This is a genomic window from Pseudoalteromonas sp. Z9A5, assembly GCF_011378875.1.
GTDB lineage: Bacteria > Pseudomonadota > Gammaproteobacteria > Enterobacterales > Alteromonadaceae > Pseudoalteromonas.
Genome location: NZ_WTLC01000008.1, coordinates 60,257 through 73,930, shown reverse-complemented (window position 1 = coordinate 73,930; position 13,674 = coordinate 60,257). Strand labels below are relative to the sequence as shown.

Annotated in this window: 11 protein-coding genes; 2 read left to right on the top strand and 9 right to left on the bottom strand. The window is 36.5% G+C overall.

Features of this window, described 5'->3' with window-relative positions; translation table 11 throughout:
• Window positions 1-379 precede the first annotated feature (379 nt).
• The 3 genes from GQR56_RS06200 to fdxA form a co-directional block, all read right to left on the bottom strand.
• Window positions 380-2,293: a bifunctional diguanylate cyclase/phosphodiesterase gene (locus GQR56_RS06200; protein ID WP_024611380.1), complete on the bottom strand. Its 1,914-nt coding sequence runs from the start codon at window positions 2,291-2,293 to the stop codon at window positions 380-382.
• Between the two features lie 204 nt (window positions 2,294-2,497).
• The gene (locus GQR56_RS06195; protein WP_166109563.1) at window positions 2,498-4,741 is read right to left on the bottom strand and encodes a carbohydrate binding family 9 domain-containing protein; all 2,244 of its coding nucleotides are present in this window, start codon (window positions 4,739-4,741) and stop codon (window positions 2,498-2,500) included.
• A gap of 151 nt (window positions 4,742-4,892) precedes the next feature.
• The gene (gene fdxA / locus GQR56_RS06190; protein ID WP_024611382.1) at window positions 4,893-5,216 is read right to left on the bottom strand and encodes a ferredoxin FdxA; all 324 of its coding nucleotides are present in this window, start codon (window positions 5,214-5,216) and stop codon (window positions 4,893-4,895) included.
• A 196-nt stretch (window positions 5,217-5,412) separates the two neighbouring features.
• Here fdxA and GQR56_RS06185 point away from each other — a divergent pair, with 196 nt between their 5' ends.
• On the top strand, window positions 5,413-7,020 hold the full coding sequence (locus GQR56_RS06185; RefSeq protein ID WP_024611383.1) for an NAD(P)/FAD-dependent oxidoreductase: 1,608 nt from the start codon (window positions 5,413-5,415) through the stop codon (window positions 7,018-7,020).
• A gap of 88 nt (window positions 7,021-7,108) precedes the next feature.
• Entirely contained in the window at window positions 7,109-8,614 is a 1,506-nt protein-coding gene (locus tag GQR56_RS06180) for an amidase family protein (protein WP_166109561.1), read from the top strand.
• A gap of 34 nt (window positions 8,615-8,648) precedes the next feature.
• On the opposite strand, the gene GQR56_RS06175 is transcribed toward GQR56_RS06180, so the two are convergent.
• The 6 genes from GQR56_RS06175 to GQR56_RS06150 form a co-directional block, all read right to left on the bottom strand.
• Window positions 8,649-9,950, bottom strand: a complete 1,302-nt coding sequence (locus tag GQR56_RS06175; RefSeq protein ID WP_166109559.1) for a DEAD/DEAH box helicase — start codon at window positions 9,948-9,950, stop codon at window positions 8,649-8,651.
• A 67-nt stretch (window positions 9,951-10,017) separates the two neighbouring features.
• Window positions 10,018-10,449 (bottom strand): hypothetical protein, encoded by a 432-nt coding sequence (locus GQR56_RS06170; protein ID WP_024611386.1) that lies wholly within the window; start codon window positions 10,447-10,449, stop codon window positions 10,018-10,020.
• A 1-nt stretch (window position 10,450) separates the two neighbouring features.
• Window positions 10,451-11,263, bottom strand: a complete 813-nt coding sequence (locus GQR56_RS06165; protein ID WP_024611387.1) for a MipA/OmpV family protein — start codon at window positions 11,261-11,263, stop codon at window positions 10,451-10,453.
• Window positions 11,256-12,485, bottom strand: coding sequence for a beta-ketoacyl-ACP synthase (locus GQR56_RS06160; RefSeq protein ID WP_166109557.1), 1,230 nt, complete (start codon window positions 12,483-12,485; stop codon window positions 11,256-11,258). Before GQR56_RS06160 ends, GQR56_RS06165 begins: the two co-directional genes overlap by 8 nt.
• Window positions 12,485-13,210, bottom strand: a complete 726-nt coding sequence (locus tag GQR56_RS06155) for a 3-ketoacyl-ACP reductase FabG2 (RefSeq protein ID WP_024611388.1) — start codon at window positions 13,208-13,210, stop codon at window positions 12,485-12,487. Before GQR56_RS06155 ends, GQR56_RS06160 begins: the two co-directional genes overlap by 1 nt.
• Window positions 13,210-13,671 carry a hotdog family protein gene (locus GQR56_RS06150; protein ID WP_024611389.1) on the bottom strand — a complete coding sequence of 154 codons (462 nt, stop codon included), beginning with the start codon at window positions 13,669-13,671 and terminating at the stop codon, window positions 13,210-13,212. Before GQR56_RS06150 ends, GQR56_RS06155 begins: the two co-directional genes overlap by 1 nt.
• Between the last annotated feature and the right edge of the window lie 3 nt (window positions 13,672-13,674).

Here is a 13,674-nt window from a genome sequence, read left to right as displayed (position 1 = left end):
ATAACGATGAACGAAAGGGATTTAACTACGCACAAAAATTTAAAAGGTAATTGAAGAAGTGTGATTTTTAGCAGGTTGTATTTAGCATTTATAATTTTAGTTATAGGTTTTACAAGATATTTAAATCATCCTACTTAATCTATTACGCCAATATATTTAGTCATTAAACCTCTTAATGCTAAGAGCACTGGCTTATAACAAAGTTAAATTTAAAGTGGTATAGGAGTTTTTAAATTAAGCCGTGGTTATGTAACGTGTATTTATATTTAGTAGATTTACTAATACAAAGATGTAATGTCATATAAAGATATTTTAAGCTCTTACATTACTAAAAGTATGCTTAATGCTTTTTAATAAAGCATTATTTATAAAATACTTATTATGATGAAGGTATTTCCCAAGCACTTGAACCCGAAGCTGAAAGGTTACTTGTGTTATTACGTAACACTTTATTACCTACGTTTACAGATGACTCTGGTCGACTCACCAAATAACCTTGTACTGAACTAACACCTATTTTTTTAACTAATTCAAATTGTGCTATGTCCTCTACCCCTTCAGCTACAATTTTGAGACCTAACTTTTGACCAAGCTCACTTATTGTATTTAATATATCGTTATATTTTTGGCTCTTATTAGCTTGAGTTATGAAAGAACGGTCTATTTTAATAACATCTATTGGTAAATCAGCAAGTGTACTAAGAGAACTAAAACCCGTGCCAAAATCATCAATAGCAATAGTCACCCCCTCTTTTCTTAATCTTTCAAGATCTTTAATCATCAGTGGATTTGCTTTTATAAATGTCGACTCTGTAATTTCTAACATAAGTGACTTAGCAGGTAGACCTGTTTTCTTAAGCTTTTTCATTATCCAATCATAAACATCACGATGCTTTAATTGTACCCCTGAAACATTAACTGATATTTTAACTTTTCGCATACCGGCATTATGCCAAGCAGCCATCTGCCTACACGATTCAAGCATTATCCAATCGCCCAACTCTAAAATTAAATTAGACTCTTCTGCTATAGGTATAAATTCAGAAGGAGGGATCATTCCCTCTATAGGGTGATCCCAACGAGTAAGCGCTTCAAAGTAATCAATCATGCAATCTTCAACATGCACAATTGGTTGAAAAGCTAAGTAAAAATCTTTACAGGCTACTGCTAATCGTAATTCTTCGAGTAAATAGTGGTAACGTCGCATTTTGTTACCCATTTCAGGAGAGTAAACTTTAAAAATACCTTTACCATCACTTTTAGCACGGTACATTGCAACATCAGCTAACTGCAATAATGCTTGAGGGGTAGATGCACTCTCTGGATAAGCGGCAATACCAATACTTGCACTAATTTTTACAATTTTATTACCAAGTACAAAATCTTTTTCAAGCTCACTAAGGACGTGCTTTGCTATATCAACAACTTTTTCATCTGTCTCTAACGATTCAATAAATATTGAAAACTCATCACCACCTAAACGCGATAAATTTTGCTCAAGCTGGTTAGCACTGTTGATATGACTTAATTTATGATGGCGCAATACATTGGTTAAACGAGTAGCTACTTGAACCAAAATTTCATCACCAAAGCTGTGCCCAAACGAGTCATTTACTTGTTTAAAACCATCTAAGTCTATAAACAGTAATGCGCATTTAAGAGTGTCATTTTCGGTGTGATTAATTTGTCTATCTATATGCTCTATGTATGCATGTCGGTCAATTAAAAGTGTTAGCTTATCTTGGCATATACTGGTTTGTGTTTGTTTAACGTAATTTGCAACGTGTGTATTTAAAGTATTTATAGATTGGCCAAGGTTTGTTATTCCGTTGGGATTTTCTGAAAGTTTACTTTTTAAGTTAAATGCATTTAATAAACTATTGGTTTGGGTATTTAATTGTTTAATTTTATTTTTATAAAAGCTTTTTCTTCGCTCTTTTTTTACATACACAGCAAAACCAAAAAATGCGATAAATACCATTAAAAAGTTAAAAGGAGAACTTAAAGCCATCATGATTAAGCTGTTAGCATTTGCAGCTACAAATTCAGTGTCAGTTGTTTTTATTAACAAATAATCCATGTTGGGCTGATGGATTATATAATGACCATTAAGTACAGGGTTGTACCAAGGTGCCATATCAAGATCTGTACTGCTAATATTAAAAGTGCGTATATCTATTTTCGATTGAAATAAATTTATACGATTAATTTGACTCGTTAATTCTATATTTAGACAAAAGCCAAATAAAATAACAATAACAAATAGAGCAACCATCGGCTTAAATTTATTCATTATGAAAATCCATCTACGTTTTCTTTCCTATTAAACCCAAACTAAAGAGAGATTATATCGCCTACTTTTAGTACCACGCAAGTAATAATGTACTACATAGTAATTAGTTACAATAATATGACTGATAAAAACTGCTGGTAAGACCTCAGTTTTTAAGCTAATTAATATAAATAGCGTAAATATCAATCAACCTATTACTAATTATTAAAGTTGCCATGCATAACTAACTTTTGTAAAAAACGTACGCTGATCTCGCTCAACACTCTTAAGTGAATCATCTTGATAGCCTTTATCTGAATAACCTAAATAAAATAGCGTTTGTGCGTTAATTTTATATGAGTAAACAAGTTGGCTGCCGTAGTCTTTATTAATTTGACTTACCTGATAAAAATAAGCATCTTCATTTCGGTCAATATCTTCAAACTGTAATATTAACTTAAGCATAGAGCGCATACTAAATTTATAATAAAGTCTAAAATCTATAAGGTTCGCGGTAAAAATACGTTCACCATCTGGCGCATCTAACTGGCTGTAATTGTGTTTTAGGTCCATTTGCCAATGATCGTTAATATCCCACACTACTTGCGTTTGTGTATCAAAAGCATCGCCTAACTGCTCGTTTGCATAGTCAATTCGGCTAGCGTATTCAATATATAGTGATAACTTTAAATCTTTAGTGGGTTTAAACCCAGTGTAAATATAACCAATATTTTGATTATAAAAATTGTCGTTATAATTTTCATAACGGTGCACTAAACCAATTTCAAAAATAGATTGTTTTTGACCTTTAAAACTTAAAAAACCCTCGTATTCTTCTTCAAGTAAGTCACCATTTTGTGCCCATGTTTTATCCCATTCTGCTTCGTACGACCATGAAGTTAGCAAATCAGCTTCGTCTCTATACCATGTTTGTCCGCCACCAAACCCCACTTTTTCGTAATCTACTTTAGCCTGATAGCCTAAGTCAGTCCGATAGTCTTGACCAATATTTTCATAATATGAAAATAATTTATAGTCACGTTTATCACGAGTTAATTCCAACGCATACGCTTGGTCTGACTGTGTTTCAGACGTATTATAATTTTCAATTAAAAATTCAGAGTTACGGGTGTCAGCTGTCGATGCTTGATATAAAAGAGTATCTGATTGATTAAACCAATAGCTCCCATCAATCGAAAAAACAGTATTATGATAATCATCACTTTCTCGGTGCGTACTTGTAAGACCAATTATACCCTGTTCACCCATATCAAATTGATATCTTGCTGCAGCTGCATTTGTTTTATCGTTAAGACTTGCAAAGCCAGAACCTTGGTTTGTTGGAAGTAAAATATTACTATTATCATCATCAGCTAACATCAATGCATAACTATGATCTCCCGTTTTACCTGTTAACTTTGCACCTAACGTGGGTTCTGCAATAGTTCGCGTATATAAAAGTTCAAATAAACTACTTTTGAAATACGATGCTCCATCTAAAAAGAATGGACGTTTTTCAGCATAATAAATAGAAAATGTAGTGTTAACATCAAGCTCTAAAGAATCTGTTTCGATTTGAGAAAAATCAGGGTTGATTGTTGCATTAATAACGGCGTCGTTTGTTAAACCCCATCGTAAATCTAAGCCAATTTCGGTGTCTAAATCACCATTGTCCCAATCACCTGGTACTTGAGGTTTTGAATCATTACGAAGCGCAGTTAACGTAGGCGTTATTTGAACATTTTTACTTGATTCAATATCGTTGAAACCAATTAATTTATCAAATTGGCATAGGCTGCATTTTATATTTCTATCAAAGCCCATGTTTGATAACTGATAAAATACGTCACGTTGATAATTTCTCATTACTGAAAAACCCCACGTTAATTCTTTTTTATTTTCAGGGAAACGCAGCGCTTTAAAAGGGATCCGCATTTCAACAACATAACCTTGATCGGTAATTTGTCCGGCACTATCCCAAATAGCATCCCATGAGGTATCAGAACTCCAGCCATCAGTATCTGTCATTCGTATATCGCCTTGTGCACCAAGCGGATTTACGTGAAACTCATAACCTGTTCGCTCATCGTTAAAAGTATCAATAACAAGAATAACAGCGTCATCTTCCCAAAGTGTATCTCTGTCACGAAGAGAGGCGCGCATTTGTGATGGGTCTGGATCTTGGGCAATAAAAGCAACATATAAGCTGCTGCCATCTTCGTATAAATAAGCATCCGTTTTTACTGGAGGTGTGCCCTTTTCATTTGGCTCATCTTGATAAACTATAGGAATGTATGTGGCATTGATCCAATGAGGTTCATCCATAACCCCGTCAACAGTAATACTTTGATCAAGTCGAGTAAGTGAAAAGTGTTGTTTGTCAGCAAAAGTGTTAAAGCTAGAAAGTAATAAAGTGCTACTTAGAAAAAAGAGGTAAATTTGTTTTTTTATAGTTATAAAGTACTGCATAAACATCCATTTAGACTACATTCATTCAATAAGAATGATTTCTAAGCTGGATTGTAATTTAACTGGATAGATTTGTTAATACTTTGAAAAACTAAATACGCAATTTATTAACTAATTAATAATAAAGGATTAATTAAACGAAGTATAAAGGTTAAGTTTCAATAAGTTTTAGTTTATCTGTAACACCATTCCACATATCAGCATCGTCCGGTGCTGGTTTTACTTCTGTAATACGTGGCCATACGAGCGCAAGCTCTGCATTTAACTCTGTAAATTCTTTTTGTGATTCAGGTAATTCGTCTTCTTGAAATATAGCATCGGCTGAGCACTCAGGTACACATAAGCCACAATCAATACAATCAATAGGGCTAATGGCTAAAAAATTAGGACCTTCAAAAAATGCATCTGCAGGGCACACTGATACACAATCAGTATACTTACATTTTATACAATTTTCGGTGACTACAAACGCCATAATAGTTTAATACCTAATATTTAAAACAACAGGTGCGGATCATACCCATCCATCCCAAAAATACAATAAATAAGTGCCATATGGCACTATTTTAACGTAAAATACGCGGCTTATGTTTGCACACACTTTGTGCCCTGCATCCCCCTTATTGTGAGCGGTAAATTAAATCCCGCTATGACACCTAAAAGAGATATAAATGATACGTTTAACCGAAATAAAGCTGCCACTTGATCATGACGAAAATGCAATTGGACAAGCAATTGTAAATAAACTTAAAATCCAACCTGAACAACTGCATAGCTTTAATGTATTTAAACGTGGTTACGATGCACGTAAAAAAACAGCAATTTTACTTATCTATACACTCGATATAGAAGTTGATAACGAAACTGATTTATTAGCTGCGTTTGAAAAAGATCAGCACGTAAAAACAGCACCCGATACAAACTATAAATTTGTAGCACAAGCCGGAGAAAACATTACAGAGCGCCCTGTTGTTATTGGCTTTGGTCCTTGTGGTTTGTTTGCTGGTTTACTGCTTGCTCAAATGGGCTTTAATCCCATTATATTAGAACGTGGAAAAGAAGTACGTGAACGTACAAAAGACACGTTTGGATTTTGGCGTAAACGTACACTTAATACAGAATCAAACGTACAGTTTGGTGAAGGTGGCGCAGGTACTTTCTCAGATGGTAAATTATACAGCCAAGTAAAAGATCCAAAACATTATGGTCGTAAAGTCATAACTGAGTTTGTAGAAGCTGGCGCACCGGATGAAATTTTATACGTAAGTAAGCCACATATTGGTACATTTAAACTTGTTACCATGATTGAAAAAATGCGTGCCCGCATAATAGAACTCGGTGGTGAAATTCGCTTTAGTACACGTGTTGACGACATTCATTTAGATGATGGGCAAGTAACAGGCTTAACGCTTTCAAATGGTGAGCAGTTAAATACTCGCCATGTTGTATTAGCTGTAGGTCACAGTGCTCGTGACACGTTTGACATGATCCACAAAAAAGGCATTTACGTTGAAGCAAAGCCATTCTCAGTCGGTTTTAGAATCGAACATAAACAATCAATGATCGATGAATGCCGTTTTGGTACAAATGCAGGTAACCCTATTTTAGGCTCTGCCGATTATAAACTTGTTCACCATTGTGATAATGGTCGCACAGTTTACAGCTTTTGTATGTGCCCAGGCGGTACTGTTGTAGCGGCAACCTCTGAAGAAGGACGTGTTGTAACCAATGGCATGAGCCAATATTCGCGAAGTGAGCGCAATGCTAACAGCGCTATTGTTGTAGGTATTTCTCCAGAGCAGGATTTTCCTGGTGATCCGCTTGCAGGTATAGACTTACAACGTAAACTTGAAGAGCAAGCTTACGAGCTTGGTGGTAGCAACTACGATGCACCAGCACAATTAATTGGTGACTTCTTAAAAGGTAAATCATCTGCAGAGTTAGGTGAAGTACAACCATCTTACACCCCTGGTATTAAGTTAACTGATTTAAGTAAGGTACTACCGCAATTTGCTATTGATGCTCTTCGCGAAGCTATACCTGCGTTTAATAAACAAATCCGTGGTTTTTCTACTAACGACGGTTTACTAACCGGTGTCGAAACACGTACTTCGTCGCCAATCAGTATTAAACGCGATAAAACGTTCCAAAGCATTAATACTAAAGGGCTTTACCCTGCAGGTGAAGGTGCAGGTTACGCTGGCGGTATTTTATCAGCTGGCATTGATGGTATTAAAGCAGCTGAGGCGGTTGCGCTGTCTATGCTAGAAAACGCTTAAACTTACTTAATACCCTCTTTGTAGAAAAGCCTCACATTGTGAGGCTTTTTTTATGTAAAATATGTAAAACACTAAGTTACTTTTAATAATGACTAAAAAACAAATTAGCCTTCTAATATTTATAAGCATATTCGTAACATTTAATATAAAAGCACAAGAGCTAAAAACAATTGGCGAAATTCATAACGCTTACAAAAATAAAATCATTAATGCTGAACAACTTACGCTGCTATATATTAAGCGTATTAAAGAGCTTAACCCACAATATAATGCTGTAATTAGCATCGAACCTACAGCATTAAAACAAGCTAGGGTTCTTGATAATCTGGCTGAAAGAGGTTTATGGGCAGGACCTTTACATGGTATTCCCGTTCTACTTAAAGATAATATAGAAACTATAGGTACTCTTCCCACAACAGCTGGTTCTTTAGCACTTAAAAATAACGTTACAAATAATGATGCCTTTGTAGTTAAAAAATTACGCAGTGCCGGCGCTATTATCTTAGGGAAAACCAACTTAAGTGAATGGGCTAACTTTCGGTCGTCTTTCTCATCTTCAGGTTGGAGTGGCATAGCAGGGCAAACTAATAACGCACACGATATAACGCGAAGTCCTTGGGGTTCTAGTTCCGGTTCAGCCGTTGCAATAGCGCTTAATTTAGCCCCTGTAGCACTTGGCACTGAAACAGATGGTTCTATTACAAGCCCTGCCTCTGTTAACGGTATATATGCTATAAAACCAAGTATGGGTCAAGTATCTAGGTCAGGCAGTATACCTCTTTCAAGTAGTCAAGATTCTATTGGTCCAATGACTCACTCTTTAAATGATGCTCTAACAGTTTTATCTGTAATACAAGGCATAGATAGGCTTGACCCTTCAACGACCAATTTTAAACTAAAGCCGGCAATCATAAAGAATAAACAACCCCTCATTATTGGCGTATTACCAAGTGATAAGTTCACAGTTGAAACACAAAAAGTCTATGCTAAACAAATTCAAGCTTTAAAAGCTGCAGGGCATATACTTGTCAACATTATCATAACCGATAATTTAGACACATTATTAGCTGATGAATACTACATTCTACTTTATGACTTTAAGAATGAAATTAATCAATACCTTAAAAACACGCCAAAAGAAGTCACCGTAAAAAGTTTGAGCAATTTAATTGATTTTAATGAAAAGAATAAAGAAATTGAAATGCCTCATTTTGGGCAGAATATTTTAATTCAATCTAATGCTATTAACTTAGATGAAAAACGTAAATATCGTCAAATTAAATCACGTTATCGTTCTGTTGCAACAAAAGCAATTACTAATCTATACAGTAATAAAATATTGGATATAGTTATTGCACCCACAACATCCCCAGCCTGGAAAACTGATTTGATTAATGGCGATAGTACTAAAAACAATAGCAGTTCATTACCTGCCATTGCTGGAACAACACACATTACCTTGCCTGTTGGTAGAGTAGAACATTTACCTGTTGGGTTATCAATTATCGCAGATATAAATGGTGAGTATGCAGCTTACGCTTATGCTCAAATTATTGATAAAGTACTTTCTAAAGACATAAAAAAACCTGAGTAAACTCAGGTTTTTAAAAACTTAACTGCGTTAACTGTTACTTTTTAAGTGACAATTTTTCGCCTTTTAAGTTTTTACGAATGCTTGAGATGCGTGAGCGATTAACCGCACGTGCTTCACCCGTCGCTTGTCCAGATAATTTATTAGAACGTGTACGACGTAAATGTGCTGGCTTTTTACCAATTTTATCAATTAGCACTTCGCGATTACTTACTTCATAACCTTCTAAATATACACGTTTGATTTTTTGACCGATTAACGTTTCAATTTCAAATAATGTATTTTCTTCTTCGCGGCTAACAAATGAGATTGCTTGACCTTGTCTACCAGCACGACCAGTACGACCTATACGGTGAACATAATCCTCTGCAAGCCAAGGTAGATCAATATTGATTACACGAGGCAAGCCATCAATATCAATACCACGAGCAGCAACTTCAGTAGCTACTAATACGCGTACTTTGCCTTCTTTAAATTCACGTAAGGCACGACGGCGATTACCCTGAGACTTATCACCATGACAAACGCTAGCAGGAATACCATCAAGGTTAAGCTCTTTAACAAGCTCGTCAGCTGTTTCTTTCATGTTTACGAATACAAGCACTTGTTGCCAGTTTTTCTTACCAATCAGCTCAGAAAGTAACTCTTGCTTACGGCGCTCTTCAACTGGGTAAACAACATGCTCAACTGTACTTGCTGTACTGTTAGTTTGATCAACACGAACTATTTCAGCTTGTTTCAATACTTTAGATGCAAATTGTTTAATTGCTGCAGGGAAAGTAGCTGAGAAAAGTAAAATCTGGCGCTCTTCTGCACAGCTTTTAATCACGTTTTGCATATCTTCAATAAAGCCCATATCGAGCATACGGTCAGCTTCATCAAGAACAAGATGCTTAACATTCGCGAGGCTTAAGTTACCTAAACGAATATGGTCAAATAAACGACCTGGTGTAGCAACAACTACATCTACGCCTTCTTTAAGTGAATTAGCTTGACCAGCGGTACTAACACCACCAAATAAACTAACTACTTTAAGTGAAGTATGCTTTGCAAAGTCTCTAAAATTATTAGCAATTTGCTCTGCAAGCTCACGAGTAGGGGCAAGAACTAATGCATGAGGAGCATTAGTAGTGCTGAGTTCAGACTCAACCAATTTTTGGATGATAGGTAAAGCAAACGCGGCAGTTTTACCGGTACCAGTTTGTGCACTGGCTAAAACGTCTTTACCTTTACGAACAGCTGGAATTGCTGCGCGCTGAATGGGCGTAAGAGTGTGATAGTTAAGTTCGTCCAACGCCTGGATGATTTCAGGAGCGAAACTAAAAGATTTAAAATTCATGCTGTATAACCTACGGCCACATTATCAAGGGTCGCAAATTATACAGCAAAAAAGTAGTAACAGTTAGTTATAACTTAACTAAAGTGCCTTTTAATGCAACACCGGCCATAATAGTACCCGCACCGCATTCAAATTCAGTACTACTAACAAACTCACGTTTTTTGTAATATGACTGAATATTAACAACTGCATTCATGCCTTCTTTTACTGCACGCTCTTGTAATGCTTTAAGTGCACTTAACATTACCCACTCACATGCCTCAGTATCAGACTTACCAAATGCATTGGTTTTTTTATTAGTGATTACTTCACCGTATTTGCTGCTTTCTTTTGAATAACTTTGGTCAGCAAAGTAAAGTGGAATATCCAATAATGCATTTTTTGCTTTAGTTGTTTCTAACAATTTTTGAATTGGGTATTTACTAATATCATCTCGGGCTTGAGCAGCCGATGTCATTAATGCTGTGGCAATAAGCAACGTACTTATAATCGTTTTCATTTTATCTTCCTTCTCGTGTATAAAATTTCCATGCAACGCCAAAGCCAAGCGATATATTACTATTTTGCTTAACTAAAGGACTCTGTTGCTGCTTTGTATTTGCTAGGTAATCATATTTTACAAAACCACCTAACCAATATTTTTTAGTATCAAGATTTATCCCAATGGATAAATCTGATCCTGAATATCCAGAACGGTTATTAAACTCAGCTCGTTCAGTACTACTATCAAGTAATGAAATACCATAATAATAATTTAAATAACGATCGTCAGCAAAATTAGCATTTGCTCTAATACTGGTGCTTAACTCATAATCATTCGTTATTAAAAGTGGCGTCTCGAAATACACACTCGGTCCATAATGCCAACCTACATTCGTAATAGACCCAAAATCGGTAGCCATAGCTTTTCGAGTAAAAAGCCCAAAATATAGGTGGTGTTTTGTTTGTGGAGTTCCTATTAAATAATAATTTAATGATGGTCCCAGTTCAAATACCCAATCTAAATCATCTAAGCCTTCACGTGCTGTGTTATCTTTACTGTCAACGGCAATACTTACACCTGCCGAAATGTCTAAATGCAGGTTCCCCTGCTGCCACAAGTAGCCTGTAAAGCTATTGCGGTCGATATCTAAATCATCACTTTGATAACGGATATAAGGTACGGGGAGTACATACTGTTCACTTTGATCAGAACCTAGGTAATGTGGGATGTCAGCCATAAAAATACCGCCACCCACTTCAAGCTTTGATGCACTAAACGAAAATGTACTAAATAAAATTAATAATAGGTATAACCACTTAACTTTATTCACCTTGAAACCGTTTAAAAATAAGAGATGTATTAATACCACCAAAAGCAAAGTTGTTACTCATTACAAAATTTGTATGAATCTCTCGACCTTCCTCAGTAATGTAATCAAGAGGTGCGCATTCACTGTCGATTGCTGTTAAATTAATAGTAGGTGCAAACCAGTCATCATTCATCATGTTTATACTTGCCCATGCTTCTATAGCACCACACGCACCAAGAGTGTGCCCTAGATAACTTTTTAGAGAGCTAATAGGCTTAGCACCTAATGCATTAAATGTTGCATGAGATTCTGCAATGTCACCTCTATCGGTTGATGTACCATGTGCATTAATATAACCAATTTGATCCGCTGAGATATTAGCGTCTTGCAGTGCCATTTCGATTGCAACTTGCATTGTTTCAGAAGTTGGCTGCGTTACGTGTTGCCCATCAGAGTTACAACCAAAACCAACAACTTCAGCTAATATGGTTGCACCACGTGCTTTAGCGTGTTCATACTCTTCTAAAATGAGGGTACCTGCGCCCTCACCGATAACTAATCCATCACGGTTTTTGTCAAACGGTCTAGGTGTATTTTTAGGCGTTTCATTTTTTGTACTCGTTGCATACAAAGTATCAAAAACAGCCGCTTCTGTAACACATAACTCTTCAGCACCACCTGCGACCATCAACTTTTGGCGACCGAATTTTATGGCTTCATAAGCATAACCAATTCCTTGTGAACCAGAAGTACACGCTGAACTTGTCGTGATCACGCGACCTTTTAAACCAAAAAAAACGCCAACGTTAACCGGTGCAGTATGAGCCATCATTTGAATATAACTCGTCGCGGTTACGCCGTTCATAGAACCACTTTCCATCATACGACCAAAAGAGACTAAAGGCTCTGTTGAACCTATTGAAGAGCCGTATGACACACCGGTAGAACCATCAGTTAAAGCTGGGTGATCCAACAATTGTGCTTGCTCTAAGGCACGCTCAGTCGCAACTGTCGACATTAGAGAAACACGCCCCATAGAACGAACCTTCTTTCGCGTATAGTTTGCTGGGCGACTAAAGCCTTCAACGGGGGCTGCTAAATTGGTATTTAAGCCATCAATATAATCCCAGCTAGGCATACGTTTAACCGCATTTTCACCTTTTATTAAAGCCGCTTTGAATACATTCCAATCATCACCTAGCGCAGTGATAGACGCCATTCCCGTTACTACTACACGTTTCATTACGCCATTCCACCATTAACTTGAATTACCTGACGGGTAATATAACTTGCACCATCAGACATTAAAAAAGCGACAGTTGCTGCCACTTCATCTACATTTCCCATACGGTTAGCGGGGATCATTTTTTTCATTTCAGCTATTGGTAAATCATCAGTCATACCGGTATCAATAAGACCAGGTGCCACGCAATTAACTGTAATCTTTCGTTTTGCAAGTTCAACAGCAAGAGCTTTCGAAGCTCCAATAATACCCGCTTTTGATGCACTATAATTAACTTGCCCGCGATTACCAGCAACACCCGAGACTGATGACATAGCGACAATACGCCCACCTTTACGATTACTTACCATTGGCATAACTAAAGGATGTAACACATTATAAAAGCCATCTAGGTTTGTGTGTATTACACTATCCCACTCTTCATCTGTCATTGCTGGAAATGCAGTGTCAGCTGTTATACCGGCATTGCATACCACGCCATAAAATGCACCATGTTGCTCTACATACCCACCTAAAATTGTTTTAGCTGATTTTCTATCTGCAACATCAAATTGCAAAATATCAACATTGACACCTAGAGCAATAATTTCAGATTTAACCTGTTGTGCCGCCTCTATCCCTGATCGACAATGCAAACTAATATCAAAGCCATCTTTAGCTAGCTGTAAAGCAATGGCTTTACCAATACCTTTACTCGAACCGGTTACTAGTACACGTCTTGACATTAAATTTGCTCCGCTAAAAATTGGCTAGGGTTTTCTGGTTGAAATACATTAATTTTGGCATCCACTAATAGCGCGTCGCCTTCTTTAATTTTGCACTCAAATGCACTTAAACCACTTTCTTCACTATATAATTTTTCAACTTCAATGGTTAAAGTGCTATTGAGAGAAAAACCAGTGCAATGCATTTTATACTTACGGCTGCTTACTAAAAATCCTACCTCTACTTTAGCACCGCTATCTACTTGGTTTGCGTTAGCATAAGCGGCAATGGTTTGTGCCATATATTCTATTCCAACATGACTTGGTACCCGCTTTAACTCAGGATCATAAAAATTACTTTGTGCAGTAATCGTAACAAGACAGCGTCCACTAATTTCGTCATAACTTTCTAAGCTATCGATTAAAATCATTGGTGCAGTGTGTGGTAATACACTTTCGATTGGGTGATGAGGGTGATTCATAGC